The sequence below is a fragment of the Martinezella sp. CNPSo 3795 genome, assembly GCF_057784475.1.
Genome location: NZ_JBXSOQ010000006.1, coordinates 302,600 through 324,189, shown reverse-complemented (window position 1 = coordinate 324,189; position 21,590 = coordinate 302,600). Strand labels below are relative to the sequence as shown.

The following is a 21,590-nucleotide window of genomic DNA, read 5'->3' as shown; positions in this document are numbered from 1 at the left end:
GCTGCTCGATCGGCATCCTGCAACTGCCGGAGGGGCTGGTGATCGACAATATCAGCCGGGTCAGCACCTCCATTGCGGGTATCAAGGCGAAGGCAAAGGAAAGCGCCATGGGCGTGGCATTCCTCGGCTTGGCCGAGACGAATTGACGCCCTCCGGCACTCGGTCCTTTTCAAGCGCTTTGCGCTAAACTATCTCCACTGCTTTGCTGGGAGAGGAGATAGCGCCATGCCCTTGCCGTCTGAAATGCGTTTCGTGGATTTGCCGTCCTTTGGCGGACCAGAGGTCATGACCATCGCCCGAAAGCCTCTGCCGGTCTTGCAGCCGGGCGAGATCCTGGTCCGCGTCGAGGCCGCCGGCGTCAATCGGCCGGATGTGGCGCAACGGCAGGGCACCTATCCCCCACCGAAGGAGGCAAGTCCGATCCTCGGTCTCGAAATATCGGGCGAAGTGGTCGATGTCGCGCCCGCCGTGACGGAGTTTTCGATCGGCAACAAGGTTTGCGGCCTCGCCAATGGCGGTGGCTATGCCGAATATTGCATCCTGCCCGCCGGCCAGGCGCTCCGATTTCCGAACGGCTATGATGCGGTGCGCGCAGCGGCATTGCCTGAGACGTTCTTCACGGTCTGGGCCAATCTCTTCCAGATGGCGGGCCTCACCGAAGGCGAAAGCGTGCTGATCCACGGCGGCTCCAGCGGCATCGGCACGACGGCGATCCAGCTTGCCCGCGCTTTCGGCGCGACCGTTTATGCGACCGCCGGATCGAAAGAAAAATGCGAGGCTTGCGAGAAGCTCGGCGCCAAGCGGGCGATCAATTATAAAGAAGAGGATTTCGCCGAGGTCATCAAGGCCGAGACGGAACATGGCGTCGATATCATCCTCGACATGATCGGCGCCGCCTATCTGGAAAAGAACCTCGCTTCGCTTGCCCGCGATGGCTGCCTTTCCATCATTGCTTTCCTTGGCGGCGCGGTGGCGGATAGGGCAAACCTTGCGCCGATCATGGTCAAGCGGCTGACCGTGACCGGTTCGACCATGCGCCCGCGCACGGCTGAGGAAAAGCGGGCCATCCGCGACGACCTGCTGTCCCAAGTCTGGCCGCTGCTGGACGAGGGCACGGTTGCCCCCGTTATCTATCGGACCTTCTCTTTCGACGATGTGGTCGAGGCACATCGATTGATGGAAACCAGCGATCACATCGGTAAGATCATGCTGCAGCTGGCTTGATCGTCAGTGACAGGACGACGGCGATAAGGCCGGGTATGGCCATCAGCGCATAGAGCCATGTTGCGGCAGAGAGGCCGCCGGCAATGCCACCCGGATGGGTCAGGCCCGCTCCATTGACGATGACGCCGGCGAGCGCGGCACCGAATGCGCCGCCCAGCGACTGTGTCATCGAGATCGCCGCCGAGGCCTTGTCTTGTTCGGTCCTGCGGGCGATGCCAATGATCCTGGTTACAAGATGCGCCCAGCCGAGACCGACGCCGAATCCCATCAGGAACATGGCGATCACGGCCGGCGCGAACCTGACGATGGTGTCGAAGGGCGTATTCGTTGCCAGGAACGGGATCAGCGATGCGGTTGCGGCCGTTTCCAGAATGCAGCCACTGACGATGGCGATGGCCGCTGGCCGACCCGAGAAAGAGTTGCTGAAGAAGGCCGCGATGGTCCAGCCGAGCGCTACCAGCGCCACGAGATAGCCTGAGACCAGTGGCGTTACGCCATGGAGCGTCTGCAGGAAGTAGGGGATATAGATGTCGCTCGTCAGCACCAGCATCATCGTGAATATCGTCAAATAGAGCCGCGCGATGGGGTTGCTGAGCATGACGGCGCCATAGGGCAGGAGGCGCACTTCGCTCTTGCGCTCGATCAGCACCATCGTTGCAATAAGCACGATCGAAGCTGCGATCAGCACCATCTTGTAGGATCCATGTTCGATCGTGCCGGCAATGCTCACGAATAGAACTGCGGCAAGCAGAAGTATGATCTGGATCAGCGGCGTTCTGGTGTCGATCCGATCGTCCGCGACATCGGGCAGCAGCCAGCGCCCCGAGAGCGTCATGAGGACAGCCACCGGGACGAGGATGAGAAAGGCCTCTCGCCAGGCGCTCCCTGCGGCGAAGAGGCCGCCGAGCGTCGGCCCGAGTACGGTCGCTACACCCCAGATGGCAGCGTAGAGCGTAGAGGCCCTGCGCCACAGGGGTTCCGGATAGATGAAACGAATGAAGGCATAGGCGAGGCCGGACAGCATGCCGGAGCCGTATCCCTGAACGGCGCGACCGATCAGCAGCACGGGCATGGTCGGCGCGATGGCGCAAGCTAGGCTGCCGACGCCGAAGGTGAGCGCCGCTGCAACATAGACGGCACGCAAGCCTATTCCTTTCGGCCGGGTCGCAACCGTGATCGAGCCGAGCACGCCTGCGGCGACGAAAAGCGTCGTCATCCACGAGAACAATTCGAGGCCGCCGATATCGCGGACGATCGAGGGCGCAATCGTGGCGGTGATGTAGGATTCGACGGCATAAAGCGTGACGCCTCCGCCCAGCATCAGTGTCGCAGGCAGAAGTCTTGGCGAGAACAGCGTGAAGATGGAGGCTGATTTGAGGTGAGCTGTGGTTTCGATGCTGGACATCGGGCAATCCTCGGTATTTTCCCTAGCGGTTGATTATTTTCCAAGTTATAATTTGGAAAATTACATCCTTGTCGGATTAAAACAAGAGAAAACTTGGAAAAATGCGTCAGTCACCTGCCAATCGAATTCTGATCCTGTTGAAAACCGACGGGCCGCAGCTGGCAGCGGCTGTCGGCGATGCGCTCGGCATATCGTCGGAAGCAGCCCGTCAGCAGCTGACGAAGATGGCGGAGGAAGGGTTGGTCGAGCCTGTAGCGGAAGCTTCCGCCGGCAGAGGCAGACCGCGCCAGTTCTGGCATCTGACGGCGGCCGGCAATCGGCAGTTTCCCGATGGCCATGCAGATCTGACCGCCACCCTGCTTGCCACCATGGCCAGCCAGCTGGGGCAGGGGGCCGTCGATGCTGTCATCTCGGCACGCGAAACGGAGACGCTTCGGCGCTATCGCAGCGAAATCGATTTGACGGCCGATCTGCCCTCACGAGTCGCGAGCCTTGCTGCCATCCGCACGCAGGAAGGCTATATGGCCGATCACTGGCAGGACGATGACGGTTCGTTGGTGCTGGTGGAGAACCATTGTCCCATCTGCGCCGCCGCATCTGCCTGTGCCGGCTTCTGTCGATCCGAGCTGGAGACTTTCCGTATGGTGCTCGGCGCTGATGTCGAACGGGAGGAGCATATCCTGCTCGGCGCTCGGCGTTGCGCCTACAGGATCCGTGACGCAGCCTGAGAGATTGCTTTTTGATGCTGCTCGCTAATATCGGCGATTGGCAATTCAGGGGGCAGCGGCTACCACTGGCCGTCAAGCAAATCAAAGGCTGCGTCCCCCATGTCCAATCCTGTTTGCGTCGAAGTCACCCGTGGCTCTCTGGTTGAGGGCCGCCATCGCGGTTCCATCGTTGCGGTCGATGGCGATGGCAAGTTGGTCTTCTCGCTCGGTGATATCGAAAGCGGCGTCTTTCCGCGCTCCGCCTGCAAGGCGATGCAGGCGTTGCCATTGGTCGAAAGCGGTGCGGCAGAAGCCTATGGCTTCGGCAACAAGGAATTGGCGCTCGCCTGTTCCTCCCACAATGGCGAGGACGAGCATGTTGCACTCGCCGCCGCGATGCTGGCTCGCGCCGGCCGCGATGTCGGCACGCTCGAATGCGGCGCGCACTGGTCCTCCAACCTGAAAACAACAATCCATCAGGCCCGCACCATTGAGACGCCGACGGCGCTGCATAACAATTGCTCTGGCAAGCATGCCGGCTTCGTCTGCGCTTGCTGTCATCAGGACATCGATCCCAAGGGCTATGTCGGCTATGACCATCCGCTGCAGCAGCAGGTCCGTGATACGATGCAGAGCCTGACCGGCGCCATTCTCACGCACGACAATTGCGGCACGGATGGCTGCTCGATCCCGACCTATGCGGTTCCGCTGAAGGGACTGGCCCATGGCTTCGCCAGGATGGCGACCGGCATCGGCCTGGAGCCGTTGCGCGCCAAGGCGTCACGCCGGCTGTTCGAGGCATGCATGGCCGAACCCTTCTACGTTGCCGGCACCGACCGCGCCTGCACTAGGCTGATGCAGATTGCCCCCGGCCGCATCTTCGCCAAGACCGGCGCCGAGGGTGTATTTTGCGCGGCGATCCCCGAGCAGGGCATTGCTATCGCGCTCAAATGCGACGATGGCAACAGCCGTGCCGCCGAAGTCATGGTGGCCGCAACCTTGGCCCGCTTCTTCGAGAAGGACGGCGCTGTTTATGCTGGCCTAATGGCGATGGCTGAACGATCCTTCAAGAACTGGAACGGCATCCATGTCGGCGATATCAGGCCGGCAGCGGCGCTGACGGCATAGGTTAGGCTCTTCGTCTCAGCCGCTCGTTTTCTGAGCCGGTACATGGTGCCGGACGACCTTGTACTCCTGCCAGATGAGAACCATGACCACGAGGTCGAAGATGGTGAGGATGATGAGCCCGATGCCATGCGTGTCGGTGAAGCGATAAAGCTGGTAGACGATGAAAAGGCCCAAGGCGACCAGCGAGGCCGGATAGGCCCACATCTTGCCCCGGAGCAGGCCGATGACCAGCAACACCTTCACCAGCCCATGGCTCAAGAGGTAATAGGCATAGAAATTCTTGGTGCCGACCGAGAAATCTTGTGCCCATGTGAGCAGATGGGTCGCGATAAAATCATGCGGGTCGTTGAGCAGCTCGGGCTGGGTGATCCGGTTCGCCAGCCGAAGGATCGATTCGGTGCTGACGAGCGCGAGCACAAGGCCGCCGAGGCATTCGATCAGGGCATGCGCGCCCTTCAACAGGACGCTGATTTCGAAGAGCTGATGAATGCGTCGTTCGTTCATGGGCGATCACAACCTCTGGGGCCTATTCAGGTAGACTTGATCGGCGGCGACGACAAGGCATACCGATCTCCGGCCGTCGGTCAGGCCAGGAAGATCGGCACGTCCATATCTCGATAGGGTGTCAGGCTCCCCTCCGGAATATCGGAGGGCACGATCAGGCCGGAGACGCCTGTCAATGGCAGGATCTGGCATGGTGAGGCTGCGTCGAGCTTTTCGACCGTCGCCAGCACATAGGTTTCGGCCGAGCATTGCGCGATATGTCGCTTGATGGCCGCTTCCTCGAAATCGCCGGTCGAAAAGCCGCGGGCGGGATGGATGGCGGTGACGCCCAGAAAGAAGATGTCGGCCCTTATCGAGGCGATGGCCGCCATGGCGGCAGCACCCGTCGCGACCATCGAATGCTTGTAGAGCTTGCCGCCGATCAGGATCACCTCGGCCAGAGGATGATGCTCCAGCTCACCAGCAATCGTCGGGCTGTGGGTGACGATGGTGACGGGAAGGTCCTTCGGAAGCTGCCGGGCGATCTCGGCATTGGTCGTGCCACCATCGAGAAATACGGTCCGGCCCGGTTGGATCATGCTGGCCGCATAGGCGCCGAGCCGTCGCTTCGCATCGGATGAGACTGCCTGCCGCGCGGTGAAATCGGGGAGCTCAGGTGACAGCGGCAATGCGCCGCCGTGCACGCGCTTCAGCAGCTTCTCCGTTGCCATTTCCCGCAGATTCCGGCGGATCGTGTCTTCGGACAGATCGAGTTCGTCGGCCAGAACCTTGGCGATCACTTGGCCGTCCCGGCGCAATCTGTCGAGGATGAGGGCTTTGCGTTGGCTGGTCAGCATGTCGATTTCTGCACGATACATCACGAATAATCATGAATTTATCAGAATCGATTCGACATTCAAGAAAATATGCGCATATTCGTGCAAATTCCTGCAGGAAGCAGGTACTCAGAATGGAGACATGACATGTTGATCCTGATTGCGGGGCCCTATCGCTCCGGCACCGGCGATGATCCGAAGAAGATGGCCGAAAACCTCAAGCGCCTTGAGGAGCCGTCCTATGCCCTGTTCAAGGCAGGTCATCTCCCCATGATCGGCGAATGGGTCGCCCTGCCGGTCTGGCATGCCGCCGGCGGCAAGAGCATCGGCGACGATCTCTATGAAGAGATCTTCCACCCGACAGCCGGCCGCCTGCTGCAGCTTTGCGAGGGTGTTCTCAGGTTGCCGGGTGATTCCAAGGGCGCCGATAATGATGTCCGCATTGCCCGCGAGCGCGGCATTCCCGTCTGGTACAGGCTGGAAGACGTGCCAGGCTGCGCCTGAGATCAACCGCCCATCCCCATTGAGCCAGCCAATGGGGATGGGGATATCGGCTTAATCGATCAAAACCTTTTGTGGCGCCCATCAGCATCAGCCACTTCCGTATCGGCCGGGTTCGTTTTAGCTTCCTTGCAGAATTCAATTGAGGAACGGAACATGCTGACATTCTATTATGCGCCCGGAAGCTGCGCGCTCGCCAGTCTCATCGCCCTGGAAGAATCCGGCCTTGCCTACGAGCCCCGACGCCTCAACCTCGCCAACGGCGATCAGCGCCAGCCGGATTATCTGGCCATCAATCCGAAAGGTCGCGTTCCGGCGCTGGTGACCGATCGCGGCGTCCTCACCGAGAATATCGCGATCATGGCCTATCTCGCCCAGATCGCACCGGCCGCGAAGCTGGCACCGCTCGACGACCCCTTCGAATTCGCGCAGATGCAGTCCTTCAACAGTTACATCGTCTCCACCGTTCATGTGAACCATTCGCACAAGGGACGCGGCTACCGCTGGACCGACGATGCGGCAGCCATCGAGACGATGAAGGCCAAGGTGCCGCAGACCATGACCGAAAGCTTCGCTTTGATCGAGGATAAGATGCTGAAGGGTCCCTGGGTGATGGGCGAGCAATATACCGTCGCAGACGGCTATCTCTTCACCATGGAGAAGTGGCTGCCGGGAGACAATGTCGATATCAAGCAGTTCCCCAAGGTTAGCGCGCATTATCAGCGTATGCTCGAGCGCCCGGCCGTTCAGAAGGCCCTTGCCGTCGAACAGGGCTGATCGATCAGCCGAACATTGCCAGAAGTTTTTTCGGGGCGCGGTATCGCCACGCCTCGACTAAGCGCAGCTCCAGTTCCTCGTCGCCGATCGCGGCGATGCGCAGCGGCAGGGATGGCCAGCCGACGTAGTGATCCGTCTGGAAATAGATCTTCGGTGCCATTTCCATCAGCTGTTCCTTGCGGTCGACCGGCAGCGACAGCACGATGGTCTCGTTGTTCTTGACGGTCACAAACGCCTTGCCGCCGACTTTGAAGGCCGGCAGTCCATAATGAAGGCCAGGCTCGACCTCGAGCAGCCTGGCTTGCGCCACCAGCCGCTGCAATCGTTCTGCTATGGCGTCCATGCCTAGGTTCGATGTCATGCGCGTGTGAGTGCCATGATTAACTCTCTTATGCGCATTCTTCCGGCTGAATGGTCCGCTTGTCCATAGGCCGCCCCAGGTTTTCCGGCATCAGCGGCAGATCGGCCAATTCTTCCAGCGACATGGCCGCAAGCATGGGATGCTGCAACGGATCGCTATCCGATTTGCGATCCTCTTCGAGAAGATGATTGAAGAAAAGCTTCAAGATCGACATGGCATGCCTCCTTGGATGCTCGCATCGATGCAACCGTGAGGGCATCAGCCGAGCGAGCGGCGACGGTCTTCAATTTCATGGTGCAATAATCGCGCGAATATGCGCTCGATGCAATTGAGAATGCGGGGATGCTGATATAGATATTCTATAATGAAAAACCTCAACAACGTTCATTTGAATGGCTTGCGCGCGCTGGAGGCGGTCGGGCGCCTCGGTTCGCTGCAGGCAGCGGCCGATGAACTCGGCGTGACGGTCGGTGCGGTCAGCCAGCAGGTCATCAAGGCCGAGGCGCAACTCGGTCGGCCGCTGTTCGAGCGGACGCCTAAGGGGATGACGGTGACGGCATCGGGACTGGCGGTGCTGGCAAGGTTGGGCGAGGGATTTCAGGCGCTTTCGGCGGCAATTGCGCTTGTGCAGCACAAGGATGAGAATATCCTCACCATTTCGGTGGCACCGGTTTTTGCGGCCCGCTGGCTAGTCTATCGGCTGGACCGCTTCGCCGGCCGCCATCCGGATATCCGCCTGCGCATCGATGCCACAACACGGCTGATCAACCCGGCGACGTCTGATGTCGATATTGGCATTCGGGTCGGCAATGGGCAATGGCCCGGCGTCAAGGCCGAGCTGCTGCTGGCCCAGGAGGTGTTCCCGGTCGTTACGCCGCAGATTGCCGCGACGCTTCAGGAGCCTGTCGATATACTGAAAGTCCCCGCCGTCATCGACGGACATGCGATGTTCGGCTGGGAGGTGTGGTTGCGCGAGGCCGGGCTCCCGGGCCATTGCATGGAAGAGCGTCACATCTTCAACGACGCATCGCTCTGTCTGGATGCGGCCATAGCGGGGCAAGGGGTGATGCTCGCCTGGCAGACGCTGGCGGCCTATGCCCTCCAGCAGAAATGCCTCGTCGATCCCTTCGGCATCCGCGCCAAAACCGGTTTCGGCCATTATTTCGTCACCGCCGAAGGCGTGCGGGAGCCGAAGAAGGTCACCGCCTTCAAGGCCTGGATCCGTGAGGAAATGGAAGAGAGCATGCGTCTCTTCCAATAATGTCAGACCGGCTCCTTGCCGCGGGTCGCCTGCATGGCTTTGTAGGCATCGCGCGCCTGGCAGCGCTCGATCCAGGCCTTCATCTTCGGGCGAGCGTCGAACAAGTCCTGCTCGGTTTGGGCATAGCGCAGCACTTCGGCCAGGTTGAGGTCGGCGGCGGTAAAGCGATTGCCGACGAGATAGTCCTGGTTTTGCAGGTGCTTTTCGAGCACGTCGAGCGGTTTCTTCAGCGAGCGGCAGGCGACTGCGATCCCGGCCTTGCCGGCATCGCTATTTTCCTGCGCATTGTCATAGATGCGCACGAGCGCGACGCTATAGGGTTCGACTTCCGTCGCCGCCCACATCGTCCACATAGACATTAGTCCTTCTTCCTCTACCGTCTTGCCAGCCAGCGGGCCGCCATATTTGCGTGCGAGATAGAGGTTGATGGCGAGCGACTCATGCATCGCGAGATCGCCATCCTTGATGCAGGGGATCATGCCCATCGGATTGACCGCCAGAAACTCCGGCGACATCGTGTTGATTGGCGCGTCGGCAGCGAGCGGATTGGCAAGCCGGCTGGCCTGGATGACAGGCACGGATTTGAACTCGATGCCGAGCTCCTCCGCCATCCAGTAATTTCGCGAGGCGCGCGAGCGATAGACACCGTAGATCGTCAGCATATGGGTCTCCCAGATTCGAGTCGGCGCGACCTTATTGGGCAGCTTGGGCGAGTAAAAGACCCTGCCGCTGATATCTGCGATGAAAGCTCGTGATGGATGGCGGATGGCCAGCGCCGAGCAAGCACGAAAATATCCGCCAGCCCGTCTAAATCTTTGCAAATCATGCTGCCGAGGCCTAGCCTTCGTTCAGAAATTAGCGTCGCTGCATGTTACCGTTCGGTTATGGCTTTCGTCGGATGCGGTAGGAGGCATCCGGTGAAAGGTACATGGGCAATCGGTAACTGCGATCTCGGGAGGAGAGCAGATGCTTGCGACCGGCGTTTCGCTAGACGACAAATATACCGCTGAGGATGGCCGCGTTTTCATGACCGGCCTGCAGGCGCTGGTGCGGCTGCCCATGACGCAGATGCGGCGTGATCGCGCCGCAGGACTCAATACGGCAACGTTCATTTCAGGCTATCGCGGCTCGCCCCTCGGCGGCTACGACCAGCAGCTTCTGAAGGCCCGGACTTACCTTGACGCGCATGATGTCACCTTCCAGCCTGGAATCAATGAAGACCTTGCAGCCACGGCCGTGTGGGGTTCGCAGCAGGTCGGCCTTTCTCCCGGCGCCCGCAAGGACGGCGTGCTCGGCATCTGGTACGGCAAAGGCCCCGGCGTTGACCGCTCCGGTGACGTGCTGAAGCATGGCAATGCCGCCGGCACCTCCAGGCATGGTGGGGTCCTCTGTTTTGCCGGCGACGATCATTCCGCCAAATCCTCGACCATTCCGCACCAGACCGACCATGAGTTCATGTCGGCGGTCATGCCGGTCATCTATCCTTCTTCGATCCACGAATTCCTCGAATACGGTCTGCTCGGCATCGCCATGTCGCGTTATTCCGGCTGCTGGGTCGGCATGAAATTCATTGCCGATACGGTCGAGACGACGGCGGCCGTCGATCTATCGGGAGAAAAGCGGCAGTTCGTCTTGCCGACGGATTTCGAGCTGCCTCCCGGCGGCCTCAACTTGCGCTGGCCCGATCCGCCGCTGGTGCAGGACGATCGCCTGCAGAATTACAAGGCCTATGCGGCCATCGCTTTCGCCCGCGCCAATCGCGTCGACGAAATCACCCATGATGTTCCCAATGCCCGCTTCGGCATCATCTCCTCCGGCAAGGCCTATGAGGATGTGCTGCAGGCGCTGCGCGAGCTGGAGATCGGCCCGCGGGAAATGGCTGGTATCGGCCTGCGTATCTTGAAGGTGCGTATGCCCTGGCCGTTGGAGCCGGAGGCCGTGCGCCATTTCTCGGAAGGGCTGGACGAAGTTCTTGTCGTCGAGGAGCGTCGCGAAATCATCGAAAACCAGATCAAACAGCAGCTCTTCAACTGGCGCGCCGATGTGCGCCCGCGCATCGTCGGCAAGTTCGACGAGCATGACAAACCCTATCTCAGCCTGTCTTCGGCGCTGACCGTCGGCGCGGTTGCGAGAGCCATCGCCGGACGCATCGTCAAGCTCGATCTCGATCAGGGCCTGCATGATCGCATTGCCGCCAAGCTTGCCTATCTTGCCGAGCGCGGTCAGATCAGCCGCAGCCATGTGGCGCCGCTGAACCGTACGCCGTTCTTCTGCTCAGGCTGTCCGCATAATACGTCCACCCGCGTTCCCGAAGGCAGCCGCGCCATCGCCGGCATCGGCTGCCATTACATGGCCACCTGGATGGACCGCAACACCGAGACCTTCACCCAGATGGGCGGTGAAGGCGTGCCGTGGACGGCGATTGCGCGTTACACCGACGAAAAGCATATGTTCGTCAATCTCGGTGACGGCACCTATTTCCACTCCGGCATTCTTGCCGTCCGCCAGTCCGTCGCCGCCAAGGTCAACGTCACCTACAAGCTGCTCTACAACGATGCCGTAGCGATGACCGGCGGGCAGCAGATCGACGGCCATCTGACGCCGCAACTGGTGACCAAGCAGTTGCATGACGAGGGTGTCCGGCCGATCTATCTGCTCTCGGACAATCCCGATGCCTATCGCGCTTCGGAGCTGGCGCCCGGCGTCAAGGTCCTGCATCGCGACCATATCGATCAGGTGATGCTGACGCTGCGCGAGACCGAAGGATGCTCGGCGATCGTCTATGTCCAGACCTGCGCCGCCGAGAAGCGCCGTCGCCGCAGCCGCGGCCTGATGGAAGATCCGGCCAAGCGCGTCTTCATCAACAAGGCTGTCTGCGAGGGATGCGGTGATTGCTCGGTACAGTCGAACTGCATCTCCGTCGAGCCGCTGGAAACGGAATTCGGCCGCAAGCGCCAGATCAACCAATCGAGCTGCAACAAAGATTTCTCCTGCGTCAAAGGCTTTTGTCCGTCCTTCGTCACGGTTCATGGCGGCAAGCGCCGCAAGCGGAAGGCACTGGGCCACGCCGACATCGACGTGCCGATGCCGGAAATCCCTGCCATCGCCGATCGTCCCTGGAACATCGCGATAGCCGGCGTCGGCGGCACGGGCATCCTGACCATCGGGGCCATCCTTGGCATGGCCGCGCATCTGGATGGCAAGGTGCCGATGATCCTTGACATGGCAGGCCTCGCCCAGAAGGGCGGCGCCGTCATGAGCCATCTGCGCATCGGTCTCAACCAGACAGACGTCACCTCCTCGCGCATCGTCAATGGCGGCGCGGACTTGCTGTTGTCGGCGGACGAAGTGGTTGGGGCCTCCAAGGATGCGGTCACGCTCTGCTCAACGACGCGTACGACCGCCATCGTCAACACCGGGCTCATGCCGGTCGCCGATTTTGTTCGCAACCGCGATTTCGACTTCAGGACCGGTTCGATCCAGCATACGATTGCAAAGACCGTCAGCGATAAGTCCGTCTTCCTCGATTTCGGTCATGTCGCGACCGAGGTCACCGGCGATGCGATCTCGACCAATATCCTGCTGACCGGCTTTGCCTGGCAGCGCGGTCTGCTGCCGTTATCGTTGGAGGCGATCGAAAAGGCGATCGAGCTCAACGGCGTCGCCGTCAAGGCGAGCCTCTCCGCGTTTCATTGGGGCCGGCTTCTCGCGCATGATCCGCAGGCCGTGCATGCCCTGATGGTCGCGCCCGATGCCGGCAAGACGCTGGCTGACATGAGTCTCGATGATCTCGTCAGGCATCGCAAGGCGCATCTGATCGCCTATCAGGATGCGGCCCTTGCCGAGCGCTATGGTGCTTTCGTCGCCCACGCCAATGCTCTGGCGACAAAAGAGCGGCTTTCGGACAAGGTGCCCTTTGCCGTCGCCGTCACTTATGCGCGGGTCCTGGCCTACAAGGATGAATATGAGGTTGCCCGGCTACTCACCGATCCTGCTTTCGAAGCGCAATTGCGTGAGGAGATGGAGGGAGATTTCAAGCTGGCCCTCAATCTTGCTCCACCCATCCTCGGCGGCAAGGATCCGAACGGCCGACCAAGGAAGCGCGAGTTCGGCGCCTGGATCCTGCCGCTGCTGCGGATGCTTGCACCGATGAAGCGGCTACGAGGCACCGCTTTCGATCCCTTCGGCTATATGGCGGAACGGCAAATGGAACGCCGCCTGATTGCCGAATACGAAGAGATCGCCGGGCGTGTGCTTTCCAGTCTGCGCCACGACAACGAGGCAGAAGCCCTTGCCATTCTCTCGCTGTTTGATGAGATAAGAGGCTTTGGCCCGGTCAAGGAGGAGGCTCGCCGGACGATCATGGTGAGGATAGCGGACAGACTGAAAGCCTATGAGGTGCCGCGGGAGGCGCAGCATGTACCCGCAGATGCGGCATGACGCCGGCGGCGGAAACTTGAAGCAGGCATAACGAGACATACGTTCAAAGAAATTGGACGTTCGGGAAGGTCGGGAGGAGAAGCCGGATGTTTTCTGGGGGATTGAACTTCGCGCTGGGCGAGGACATCGATGCGCTGCGCGAGCAGGTGCGCCGCTTTGCCAGCAATCGCATTGCACCCTTTGCAGACGAGATCGATCGCAACAACAGCTTCCCGATGCATCTGTGGCGGGAGATGGGCGATCTCGGCGTACTCGGGATCACGGTTGACGAAGCCTATGGCGGCGCCGGCCTCGGCTATCTCGCCCACACGGTTGCCATGGAAGAGATCAGCCGTGCTTCGGCTTCCGTGGGTCTGAGCTACGGCGCTCATTCCAATCTCTGCGTCAACCAGATCTACCGCAACGGCACGGCGGCACAGAAGGAGCGCTACCTGCCGAAGCTGATATCCGGCGAGCATGTGGGGGCTCTCGCCATGTCGGAGCCGAGTGCAGGCTCCGATGTCGTCTCCATGAAGCTGTATGCCGAAAAGCGCGGCCATCGCTATGTGCTGAACGGCAGCAAGATGTGGATCACCAATGGCCCGGATGCCGATGTGCTCGTCGTCTACGCCAAAACCTCTCCGGATGCCGGTCCGCGCGGGATTACCGCCTTTCTCGTCGAGAAAGGCTTCCCCGGCTTTTCCGTCGGCCAGAAGCTCGATAAGCTCGGTATGCGTGGCTCCAACACCTCGGAGCTGATCTTCCTCGATTGCGAGGTTCCGGAGGAGAATGTTCTCGGTCACATCGATGGCGGCGTGCGCGTACTGATGTCGGGTCTCGATTACGAGCGCGTGGTCCTTTCCGGTGGCCCCGTCGGCATCATGGCGGCCTGCATGGATGTGGTGCTGCCTTACATGCATGAGCGCAAGCAGTTCGGCCAGTCGATCGGCGAGTTCCAGCTGATGCAGGGCAAGCTGGCCGATATGTATGTCACCATGAATGCCTGCCGCGCCTATGTCTATGCCGTGGCCGCCGCCTGCGATCGCGGCGAGACGTCGCGCAAGGATGCGGCCGGCTGCATTCTCTATTCCGCCGAGAAGGCGACGGCGCTGGCGCTCGAATGCATCCAGGCGCTCGGTGGCAACGGCTACACCAATGATTATCCCGCTGGACGGCTGCTGCGCGACGCCAAGCTCTATGAGATCGGTGCCGGCACATCCGAAATCCGGCGCATGCTGATCGGCCGCGAGCTGTTTGGCGAAACGGCCTGACTGCGAAATTCCATTCCCATCAACCGGTGAAGCGCATGACCGTCCTGAAATCAGAGATATCGACGCATACGGATCGCTTCCGCGACAATCGCGCCGCCATGCTGGAGGCGATCGGCGTCGCTGAGGCTGCGGCGTCGCAGGCGGCGGAAGGCGGCGGCGCGCAGGCGCGTGAGCGCCATGTCGGCCGCGGCAAGATGCTGCCGCGCGATCGTGTCGCCGGGCTGATCGATCCCGCCACGCCGTTTCTGGAGATCGGGACGACGGCAGCCCACGGTCTCTATGGCGGCGAGGCACCGGGCGCCGGGTTGATCGCCGGCATCGGCCGCGTTTCCGGCCGCGATTGCATGATCGTCTGCAATGATGCCACCGTCAAAGGTGGCACTTATTATCCGATCACGGTGAAGAAGCATCTGCGCGCGCAGGAGATTGCGGCGGAAAACAATCTCCCCTGCATCTACCTCGTCGATTCCGGTGGTGCCAACTTGCCGAACCAGGACGAGGTATTTCCCGACCGCGATCATTTCGGGCGCATCTTCTACAATCAAGCCAATATGTCGGCGGCCGGCATTCCGCAGATCGCCGTCGTCATGGGGTCCTGCACGGCGGGTGGCGCCTATGTGCCGGCCATGTCGGACGAAACCATCATCGTCGAGAAACAGGGAACGATCTTTCTCGCCGGTCCGCCGCTCGTCAAGGCGGCGACGGGGGAGGTTGTCTCTGCCGAAGATCTAGGCGGCGGCGATGTCCATACGCGCCTTTCCGGTGTTGCCGATCATCTGGCGCGCGACGATGCCCATGCGCTCGCACTCGGCCGGCAAGCGGTCGCCAATCTCAATCGCCGCAAGCCCGAGAGTGTCGAGCGTCGCACGCCCGAGGCGCCGCTCTACGATCCCGAGGATATTCTCGGCATCGTCCCCTCGGATCTGCGCACGCCCTATGACGTGCGCGAGGTCATCGCCCGCATGGTAGACGGCTCCCGGCTGGATGAGTTCAAGGCGCGCTACGGCACGACGCTAGTCTGCGGCTTTGCCCACATCCACGGCATCCCAGTCGGCATCATCGCCAACAACGGCGTTCTCTTCTCGGAGTCGGCGCTGAAGGGCGCGCATTTCGTCGAGCTTTGTTCGCAACGCAAGATCCCGCTCGTTTTCCTGCAGAATATCACCGGCTTCATGGTCGGCCGCAAATACGAGACGGAGGGCATCGCCAAGAATGGCGCCAAGCTGGTGACGGCTGTGGCGACGACCAAGGTCCCGAAGATCACCATGCTGATCGGCGGTTCCTTCGGCGCCGGCAATTACGGCATGGGCGGCCGGGCCTATTCGCCGCGTTTTCTCTGGACCTGGCCCAACAGCCGCATATCCGTCATGGGCGGAGAGCAGGCGGCAGGCGTGCTCGCCACCGTACGCGGCGAGGCGCTGGCGCGTGCCGGCAAGCCTTGGACGCAGGAAGAAGAGGCCGCCTTCAAGGCGCCGACACTTAAGATGTTCGAAACCCAGAGCCACCCGCTCTACGCCTCGGCCCGCCTATGGGACGATGGCATCATCGATCCGCGCAAGAGCCGCGACGTGCTGGCTCTGTCGCTTTCAGCAGCACTCAACGCACCGATCGAAGACACACGCTTCGGTCTGTTCAGGATGTGAGGAGACGGAGATGAAACGCGATGCCATCAATGCCAAGAATGCGCCGCAGCCCCGCGGCGGTTATGCTCAAGCCGTAAAGCTCGAGAATTTCGAACGATTGCTTTTTATCAGCGGACAGATACCGACCGACGTCGACGATGCCTTGCCGGAGGGTTTTAAGGCGCAGGCTCGCCAGGTCTGGCACAACATCGATGCGCAGCTGAAGGCGGCCGGCATGACGAAGGACGATATCGTCAAGGTCACCACCTTTCTCGCCGATCGACATCATACGATCGAGAACCGCGAGATCCGTAGCGAATATCTAGGCTCGCTCACGCCGGCCATGACTGTCGTGATCGCCGGTATTTTCGATACGGCCTGGCTGCTCGAAGTCGAAGTCATTGCCGCGCAATAGGGTCTGCCGATGTTTTCGAAGATACTGATCGCCAATCGCGGCGAAATCGCCTGCCGGGTCATCTACACCGCAAGGCGCCTCGGCATCCGCACGGTCGCCGTCTATTCCGACGCCGATCGGAATGCCCTGCATGTGACCCTGGCCGACGAAGCCGCCCATATCGGCCCGGCGGCGGCGAGCGAAAGCTATCTTTCGAAGGAAAAGATTATCGCAGCCGCAAAGCGAACCGGCGCGGAGGCCATCCATCCGGGCTACGGCTTTCTCTCGGAAAATGCAGCTTTTGCCGAGGCCGTCGAAGCTGCCGGCCTGGTTTTCATCGGCCCGTCGCCGGCCTCCATTCGAGCGATGGGGCTCAAGGATGCGGCCAAGGCGCTGATGGAGCGGGCCGGCGTGCCCGTTGTTCCCGGCTATCATGGCGATAGGCAAGAGCCCGGCTTTCTTGCCGAGCAGGCCGACGGCATCGGCTTTCCCGTTCTTATCAAGGCGAGGGCCGGCGGCGGCGGCAAGGGCATGCGCCGCGTCGACCGTCCGGAGGATTTCGAGGCTTCGCTGGAGGCGGCGAAGCGCGAGGCGAAATCCGCTTTCGGCGACGATGCCGTGCTCATCGAAAAATATCTCATCAAGCCGCGCCATATCGAGATTCAGGTGTTCGGTGACAGCCAGGGCAATGCCGTGCACCTCTTCGAGCGCGATTGCTCCCTGCAGCGCCGGCACCAGAAGGTGATCGAGGAGGCCCCGGCGCCCGGCATGACGGAGGAGATGCGCAGCGCCATGGGCGAAGCGGCGGTTCGCGCCGCCCGCGCCATCGATTATCGCGGCGCCGGCACCGTTGAGTTCATCGCCGATGTCTCCGACGGCCTGTCGCCGGATCGCTTCTTCTTCATGGAGATGAACACCCGCCTGCAGGTCGAGCATCCCGTCACAGAGGCAATCGCCGGCGTCGATCTTGTCGAATGGCAATTGCGCGTTGCGAGCGGCGAGGCGCTGCCGAAAACGCAAGCTGAGCTCACCATAAACGGCTGGGCCTTCGAAGCCCGCATCTATGCCGAAGACCCATCGCGCGGCTTCCTGCCGGCAACCGGCACGCTTTCCCGCCTGCGCTTTCCCGAAGGCGATGTCCGCATCGATGCCGGCGTGCGCGAGGGCGACAGCATCACCCCGCATTACGACCCGCTGATCGCCAAGCTGACCGTGCATGCGCCCGATCGGGCGGCGGCGCTTGCCAAGCTCACGCACGGTCTCGAGCAGACACAGGTTGCCGGAACCACCACCAACCTCGATTTCCTTATCCGGTTGAGCCGCCAGCCGGATTTCGCCGCCGGCCATCCGGATACGGGATTGATCGATCGTGACGTGGAGGCGCTGACCTCGGCGCAACCGCCAGACGATGCTGCCCTCGCCATTGCTGCCATTGTGGAGGCGGGTGGGTTCGCAGAAGCCACTGGCAGTGATCCTTGGCTGTCGCTCGGTCCTTGGCAGCTCTGGGGTGAAGCAAGCCGTCCCCTCACGCTGCATTTTGCCGGTGGTTATCAGAATTGCCGCGTGGCTGCAAAGAGTCGGTCGCTGTTTAGCGTCACCTTTGACGATCGCATCATTCTCGTTCGCTTGCTCGCAGGCGAGGGCCTTTCCCACCACGTCGAGATCGACGGCCGGCAGTCCCATGTCGATATCTTCGAGACATCGTCAGGCGTGACTTTATTCCTCGATGGACAGACGCATCATTTCCATCGACTCGATCTGCTCGACGGTGGAGAAGAGGCGGCCGGCGGTGGCGATCGCGTCATCGCGCCGATGCCGGGCCTCGTCAAGATCGTACGTGTGCGCGAGGGTGACGCGGTGGCGAGGGGCCAGGCGCTGATCGTCATGGAGGCCATGAAGATGGAGCTGACGCTGACGGCGGCACGCGACGGCATCGTCGAAGGTCTGTATGTCGGCGAGGGGGATCAGACCAGCGAAAGCGCCGTGCTTCTGTCACTCCGTCCGGAGGATGCGGCATGAACGACAAGCCTTCCAACCACGTCACCATCGTCGAGATGGCACCGCGTGACGGGCTGCAGAACGAGAAGCGGCAGGTTGATACCGAACACAAGATCGAGCTGGTCAATCTGCTTTCGGATTGCGGTTTCGAGCGAATTGAAGTCACCAGCTTCGTCAGCCCGAAATGGGTGCCGCAGCTTGGGGATGCCGCTTCGGTCATGGCCGGCATAGAGCGGCGTCCAGGCGTTCGTTACGCAGCGCTGGCGCCCAACATGCAGGGCTTCGAGGCCGCCCTTGCGGCTGGCGCCGATGAAGTGGCGATCTTCGCTTCCGCCTCGGAAACCTTCTCCATGCGCAACATCAACTGCTCGATCGCCGAGAGCATCGAGCGCTTTCGGCCGGTGGCGGCCGCCAGTCGGGATCGCGGCGTTCCGTTGCGCGGCTATGTCAGCTGCGTCGTCGAGTGCCCTTATGAGGGCGCGGTGCCGCCGCAAAATGTTGTCAGCGTCGCGTGGCAGTTGCGTGCGCTTGGTTGCTATGAGATCAGCCTTGGCGACACGATCGGCAAAGGCACGCCCGAGGCCGTCGACCGGATGCTTGGCGCAGTGCTCGGAGAACTCCCCGCGGCAGTCCTTGCCGGCCATTTTCATGACACGTCCGGCCGTGCGCTTGACAATATCGGCGTCGCGTTGGAGCGCGGCCTGCGGGTATTCGATGCGTCAGCCGGCGGCCTTGGCGGTTGTCCCTTCGCTCCCGGCGCCAAGGGCAATGTCGATACCGTTTCTGTTCAAGATTATCTATCGGCGCGGGGCTTCGAGACCGGTCTCGACGAGGACAAGCTTGCCCGCGCCGCCGCCTTTGCCCGCAGCCTCAGGAGTGCCTCATGATATCGCAGACGATCCGCATCGCCACCGACGAGCGCGGTGTTGCCCATGTGACGCTGGCGCGCCCGGAAAAGCACAATGCCCTTTCGGCGGAGATGATCGATGACTTGACAGCGGCAACGGACGACCTTGCTCACGACAGCGCAGTCCGGGTCATCGTGCTGACCGGCGAGGGCGCCAGTTTCTGTGCCGGCGGCGATCTCGGTTGGATGCGTGCCCAGTTCGATGCTACGCGGGATGGGCGTATGGCCGAGGCGCGGCGACTTGCCATGCTGTTCAAGGCGTTGAACGAATTGCCGAAGCCGCTGATCGCCCGCGTCCAGGGCAATGCTTTCGGCGGCGGTATCGGCATCCTCAGCGTCTGCGACATGGTGATATCGGCATCGACGGCCCGTTTCGGCCTGACGGAGGTGCGCCTCGGCATCATTCCGGCCACGATCAGTCCCTATGTCGTCGCGCGTATCGGCGAAGCGAATGCGCGCCCGTTGTTTCTCTCCGGCAAAATCATCGATGCCTGGCAGGCGCATGCCACGGGCCTCCTGTCACGGGTCGTGGCGGAGGAGGCGTTGGATGAAGCCGTAGAAGCCGAAGTCCGCCATTTCCTGGGAGCGTCACCGCAGGCAGCGGCCCGCGCAAAGGCTCTGGCGCGTTCCGTCGGCAGGCCGATTACTGATGGCATGATCGATCACGTCGTCAAACAATTGGCAGATGCCTGGGAGACCGACGAGGCGAAGGAAGGCATCACCGCCTTCTTCGAAAAGCGGCAGCCGAACTGGCGATCGGCCTAAACGAGTCTGTTGTTTTCGATGGTCAGCTGCGGAAACTGCATGCTTCCCCTGACCAGCTCTCCCGATGCCGGCTTGTCCCAGCGGAAGCCCATGATCGCGGCTTGCTGCATTTCCTGGAAGAGATTGCCTGCAATCACCGCCGAGCCGGCGCCATCGGCGACGGAGACGACGCAGCCGATGCCGGCATGTCTGACGATATTGCCGGTCGCAACGACATTACGGAGATATTGCCCCCAGCCGAGCCGCAGGCCCCAGAGCGGCGCATTCTCGATAACATTATCGGCAACAAGCGTATCGGCTTCCGCCGAGATGCCGATGCCGAAGCCGCCATCCTGCGCATAGGGTGCGATAAGCGACAGGTTGCGGATGACGTTGCCCGTCACCGAAGCGAGCCTTCCGCCCTTGTCGAAATTGGTAACTGAAATGCCGTTGGCGGCGCCATCGACCAGATTGTTGCTGATCGTGGCGCCGACGAATTCGAATTCGCAATAGATGGCCGTTTCGCCCGAACGCACGCATTGATTATTCGAGATCTGTATATTCGAGGCCGAATTGGCGCGGATGGCGGTGAAGGCACAATCGGCGATCTGATTGCCCGAAACCGTCACGCCATCGGCGCGGAAGACGTTGATGCCGTTGCCGTTCTGGCCGGTGCCGCCGCCATTGGCACGGATGCGGGTAACGCGGTTGTTGACGACGCTGCTGACATCCTCGGCCTTGTCCCAGCGATGGATGAGGATGCCGCCATTGCCGCAATCCTCGACGCGATTGCCGGTCACCGCCACGCCGGTGGACTGGACGGAATAGATGCCGGCCTCGGCGGCCCCGGAGATTCGGCTGCGCTCGATCCGGCCGCCGCAGCGCTCCAGCTGCAGTCCGTGTTTGCGGCTGCCGGCGACCTCGCAATTGTCGATCAGCACCTCGTCGACGCCGGTAAATTGCAGCAGACCGCCGGCATAATCGGCAAGCCAGCGATTGCCGCCATCGAAAACCAGGCCGGAAAGCTCGATACGCCTGGCTTTATCTGCATTCATCAGATGGCCGTCGCCGCTATAGATGAGCCGTGAGGCGCCAGGAACGCCTGTGATGCGCGTATTATTGGGGAGTGTCAGGTTTGAGATGTTGTAGGTGCCCGGTGGTAGGAAAAGCGGCATGTTGCTTCGCGCCGCATTGTCGATCATCGCCTGCAGCTTGCCGCTCTTGAAATCGCTGGCGCCCGGTGTCGTCTTCAGCGCAATGGCGTCGATCGGACCGCGCAGCTCGGCACCGGCCATCTTGGCAAGTGGTGCCGCGAAACCGCGCCGTGCAAGCACGCCAGCCGCTGCCGAGGCGGCGAGGGAAGCGATAAAGGCGCGGCGTTGCATCATTATGAACTCCTGGAACGTCACTTACGAAGCAGAAATCGTGCCAGGCCCATCTGTGCCGTTTTGATACAGAAGCTGTTCTTCAAACGCTTTCGATCGGCCAAGAGCCTCGACCTCTTTCTATTTCATTTACCAGTCCGGTAGAGGCGATGACCCGCACCTGATCC

The 21,590-nt window shown here is 61.4% G+C and carries 20 protein-coding genes; 13 read left to right on the top strand and 7 right to left on the bottom strand.

The window, feature by feature from the left end; all coding sequences use genetic code 11:
• Positions 1-225: 225 nt before the first annotated feature.
• Positions 226-1,224 (top strand): NAD(P)H-quinone oxidoreductase, encoded by a 999-nt coding sequence (locus AC13QY_RS19550; RefSeq protein WP_113353957.1) that lies wholly within the window; start codon positions 226-228, stop codon positions 1,222-1,224.
• Here AC13QY_RS19550 and AC13QY_RS19545 read toward each other — a convergent pair.
• On the bottom strand, positions 1,205-2,629 hold the full coding sequence (locus AC13QY_RS19545; RefSeq protein WP_113353958.1) for an MFS transporter: 1,425 nt from the start codon (positions 2,627-2,629) through the stop codon (positions 1,205-1,207). The genes AC13QY_RS19550 and AC13QY_RS19545 overlap by 20 nt on opposite strands.
• Before the next feature lie 101 nt (positions 2,630-2,730).
• On the opposite strand from AC13QY_RS19545, the gene AC13QY_RS19540 reads away from it, so the two are divergent.
• Positions 2,731-3,357 (top strand): helix-turn-helix transcriptional regulator, encoded by a 627-nt coding sequence (locus tag AC13QY_RS19540; protein ID WP_113353959.1) that lies wholly within the window; start codon positions 2,731-2,733, stop codon positions 3,355-3,357.
• Positions 3,358-3,456: 99 nt separating this feature from the next.
• Complete coding sequence (locus AC13QY_RS19535; protein WP_488493807.1) at positions 3,457-4,464, top strand: asparaginase; 1,008 nt, start codon at positions 3,457-3,459, stop codon at positions 4,462-4,464.
• A gap of 15 nt (positions 4,465-4,479) precedes the next feature.
• Here the strand turns inward: AC13QY_RS19535 and AC13QY_RS19530 are convergent, their stop codons facing one another.
• Together AC13QY_RS19530 and AC13QY_RS19525 are read right to left on the bottom strand one after the other, a co-directional pair.
• Positions 4,480-4,968: a DUF2127 domain-containing protein gene (locus AC13QY_RS19530; protein ID WP_095434223.1), complete on the bottom strand. Its 489-nt coding sequence runs from the start codon at positions 4,966-4,968 to the stop codon at positions 4,480-4,482.
• 80 nt (positions 4,969-5,048) lie between these two features.
• A complete protein-coding gene (locus tag AC13QY_RS19525; protein WP_488493810.1) occupies positions 5,049-5,804 on the bottom strand; it encodes a DeoR/GlpR family DNA-binding transcription regulator in 756 nt (251 codons plus the stop codon).
• 126 nt (positions 5,805-5,930) lie between these two features.
• On the opposite strand from AC13QY_RS19525, the gene AC13QY_RS19520 reads away from it, so the two are divergent.
• Both AC13QY_RS19520 and AC13QY_RS19515 read left to right on the top strand, forming a co-directional pair.
• Positions 5,931-6,287 carry an ADP-ribose pyrophosphatase gene (locus AC13QY_RS19520; RefSeq protein ID WP_015339137.1) on the top strand — a complete coding sequence of 119 codons (357 nt, stop codon included), beginning with the start codon at positions 5,931-5,933 and terminating at the stop codon, positions 6,285-6,287.
• A 153-nt stretch (positions 6,288-6,440) separates the two neighbouring features.
• Entirely contained in the window at positions 6,441-7,061 is a 621-nt protein-coding gene (locus tag AC13QY_RS19515; protein WP_113331901.1) for a glutathione S-transferase family protein, read from the top strand.
• A gap of 4 nt (positions 7,062-7,065) precedes the next feature.
• Here the strand turns inward: AC13QY_RS19515 and AC13QY_RS19510 are convergent, their stop codons facing one another.
• Entirely contained in the window at positions 7,066-7,422 is a 357-nt protein-coding gene (locus AC13QY_RS19510; RefSeq protein ID WP_113331900.1) for an MmcQ/YjbR family DNA-binding protein, read from the bottom strand.
• 28 nt (positions 7,423-7,450) lie between these two features.
• Positions 7,451-7,636, bottom strand: a complete 186-nt coding sequence (locus AC13QY_RS19505; protein ID WP_113353964.1) for a hypothetical protein — start codon at positions 7,634-7,636, stop codon at positions 7,451-7,453.
• A gap of 150 nt (positions 7,637-7,786) precedes the next feature.
• Between AC13QY_RS19505 and AC13QY_RS19500 the strand changes: the two genes are divergently transcribed.
• Complete coding sequence (locus tag AC13QY_RS19500; RefSeq protein WP_113331898.1) at positions 7,787-8,683, top strand: LysR substrate-binding domain-containing protein; 897 nt, start codon at positions 7,787-7,789, stop codon at positions 8,681-8,683.
• Positions 8,684-8,685: 2 nt separating this feature from the next.
• Here AC13QY_RS19500 and AC13QY_RS19495 read toward each other — a convergent pair whose 3' ends face one another.
• Positions 8,686-9,345, bottom strand: a complete 660-nt coding sequence (locus AC13QY_RS19495; RefSeq protein ID WP_113353966.1) for a glutathione S-transferase family protein — start codon at positions 9,343-9,345, stop codon at positions 8,686-8,688.
• A gap of 304 nt (positions 9,346-9,649) precedes the next feature.
• Between AC13QY_RS19495 and AC13QY_RS19490 the strand changes: the two genes are divergently transcribed.
• The 7 genes from AC13QY_RS19490 to AC13QY_RS19460 all read left to right on the top strand — a co-directional run bounded on the left by AC13QY_RS19490 (position 9,650) and on the right by AC13QY_RS19460 (position 20,059).
• Positions 9,650-13,123, top strand: a complete 3,474-nt coding sequence (locus AC13QY_RS19490; RefSeq protein WP_488493806.1) for an indolepyruvate ferredoxin oxidoreductase family protein — start codon at positions 9,650-9,652, stop codon at positions 13,121-13,123.
• 86 nt (positions 13,124-13,209) lie between these two features.
• Positions 13,210-14,373 (top strand): isovaleryl-CoA dehydrogenase, encoded by a 1,164-nt coding sequence (locus AC13QY_RS19485; protein ID WP_488493805.1) that lies wholly within the window; start codon positions 13,210-13,212, stop codon positions 14,371-14,373.
• Positions 14,374-14,408: 35 nt separating this feature from the next.
• A complete protein-coding gene (locus tag AC13QY_RS19480) occupies positions 14,409-16,016 on the top strand; it encodes a carboxyl transferase domain-containing protein (RefSeq protein WP_152095986.1) in 1,608 nt (535 codons plus the stop codon).
• A 10-nt stretch (positions 16,017-16,026) separates the two neighbouring features.
• Positions 16,027-16,410 carry a RidA family protein gene (locus AC13QY_RS19475; protein ID WP_113331893.1) on the top strand — a complete coding sequence of 128 codons (384 nt, stop codon included), beginning with the start codon at positions 16,027-16,029 and terminating at the stop codon, positions 16,408-16,410.
• Positions 16,411-16,419: 9 nt separating this feature from the next.
• Positions 16,420-18,408 carry an acetyl/propionyl/methylcrotonyl-CoA carboxylase subunit alpha gene (locus tag AC13QY_RS19470; RefSeq protein ID WP_152095987.1) on the top strand — a complete coding sequence of 663 codons (1,989 nt, stop codon included), beginning with the start codon at positions 16,420-16,422 and terminating at the stop codon, positions 18,406-18,408.
• Entirely contained in the window at positions 18,405-19,274 is an 870-nt protein-coding gene (locus AC13QY_RS19465) for a hydroxymethylglutaryl-CoA lyase (RefSeq protein ID WP_152095988.1), read from the top strand. Before AC13QY_RS19470 ends, AC13QY_RS19465 begins: the two co-directional genes overlap by 4 nt.
• The gene (locus tag AC13QY_RS19460; protein ID WP_152095989.1) at positions 19,271-20,059 is read left to right on the top strand and encodes a crotonase/enoyl-CoA hydratase family protein; all 789 of its coding nucleotides are present in this window, start codon (positions 19,271-19,273) and stop codon (positions 20,057-20,059) included. The genes AC13QY_RS19465 and AC13QY_RS19460 overlap by 4 nt, the downstream gene beginning before the upstream one ends.
• Here the strand turns inward: AC13QY_RS19460 and AC13QY_RS19455 are convergent.
• Positions 20,056-21,426, bottom strand: a complete 1,371-nt coding sequence (locus AC13QY_RS19455; RefSeq protein WP_152095990.1) for a TIGR03808 family TAT-translocated repetitive protein — start codon at positions 21,424-21,426, stop codon at positions 20,056-20,058. The genes AC13QY_RS19460 and AC13QY_RS19455 overlap by 4 nt on opposite strands.
• Positions 21,427-21,590: the final 164 nt, after the last annotated feature.

Excerpts from the sequence above, each read along its gene's own strand:
- AC13QY_RS19550 (WP_113353957.1), top strand. The coding sequence starts at position 226 with ATGCCCTTGCCGTCTGAAATGCGTTTCGTGGATTTGCCGTCCTTTGGC.
- AC13QY_RS19545 (WP_113353958.1), bottom strand. The coding sequence starts at position 2,629 with ATGTCCAGCATCGAAACCACAGCTCACCTCAAATCAGCCTCCATCTTC.
- AC13QY_RS19540 (WP_113353959.1), top strand. The coding sequence starts at position 2,731 with ATGCGTCAGTCACCTGCCAATCGAATTCTGATCCTGTTGAAAACCGAC.
- AC13QY_RS19535 (WP_488493807.1), top strand. The coding sequence starts at position 3,457 with ATGTCCAATCCTGTTTGCGTCGAAGTCACCCGTGGCTCTCTGGTTGAG.
- AC13QY_RS19530 (WP_095434223.1), bottom strand. The coding sequence starts at position 4,968 with ATGAACGAACGACGCATTCATCAGCTCTTCGAAATCAGCGTCCTGTTG.
- AC13QY_RS19525 (WP_488493810.1), bottom strand. The coding sequence starts at position 5,804 with ATGCTGACCAGCCAACGCAAAGCCCTCATCCTCGACAGATTGCGCCGG.
- AC13QY_RS19520 (WP_015339137.1), top strand. The coding sequence starts at position 5,931 with ATGTTGATCCTGATTGCGGGGCCCTATCGCTCCGGCACCGGCGATGAT.
- AC13QY_RS19515 (WP_113331901.1), top strand. The coding sequence starts at position 6,441 with ATGCTGACATTCTATTATGCGCCCGGAAGCTGCGCGCTCGCCAGTCTC.
- AC13QY_RS19510 (WP_113331900.1), bottom strand. The coding sequence starts at position 7,422 with ATGACATCGAACCTAGGCATGGACGCCATAGCAGAACGATTGCAGCGG.
- AC13QY_RS19505 (WP_113353964.1), bottom strand. The coding sequence starts at position 7,636 with ATGTCGATCTTGAAGCTTTTCTTCAATCATCTTCTCGAAGAGGATCGC.
- AC13QY_RS19500 (WP_113331898.1), top strand. The coding sequence starts at position 7,787 with ATGAAAAACCTCAACAACGTTCATTTGAATGGCTTGCGCGCGCTGGAG.
- AC13QY_RS19495 (WP_113353966.1), bottom strand. The coding sequence starts at position 9,345 with ATGCTGACGATCTACGGTGTCTATCGCTCGCGCGCCTCGCGAAATTAC.
- AC13QY_RS19490 (WP_488493806.1), top strand. The coding sequence starts at position 9,650 with ATGCTTGCGACCGGCGTTTCGCTAGACGACAAATATACCGCTGAGGAT.
- AC13QY_RS19485 (WP_488493805.1), top strand. The coding sequence starts at position 13,210 with ATGTTTTCTGGGGGATTGAACTTCGCGCTGGGCGAGGACATCGATGCG.
- AC13QY_RS19480 (WP_152095986.1), top strand. The coding sequence starts at position 14,409 with ATGACCGTCCTGAAATCAGAGATATCGACGCATACGGATCGCTTCCGC.
- AC13QY_RS19475 (WP_113331893.1), top strand. The coding sequence starts at position 16,027 with ATGAAACGCGATGCCATCAATGCCAAGAATGCGCCGCAGCCCCGCGGC.
- AC13QY_RS19470 (WP_152095987.1), top strand. The coding sequence starts at position 16,420 with ATGTTTTCGAAGATACTGATCGCCAATCGCGGCGAAATCGCCTGCCGG.
- AC13QY_RS19465 (WP_152095988.1), top strand. The coding sequence starts at position 18,405 with ATGAACGACAAGCCTTCCAACCACGTCACCATCGTCGAGATGGCACCG.
- AC13QY_RS19460 (WP_152095989.1), top strand. The coding sequence starts at position 19,271 with ATGATATCGCAGACGATCCGCATCGCCACCGACGAGCGCGGTGTTGCC.
- AC13QY_RS19455 (WP_152095990.1), bottom strand. The coding sequence starts at position 21,426 with ATGATGCAACGCCGCGCCTTTATCGCTTCCCTCGCCGCCTCGGCAGCG.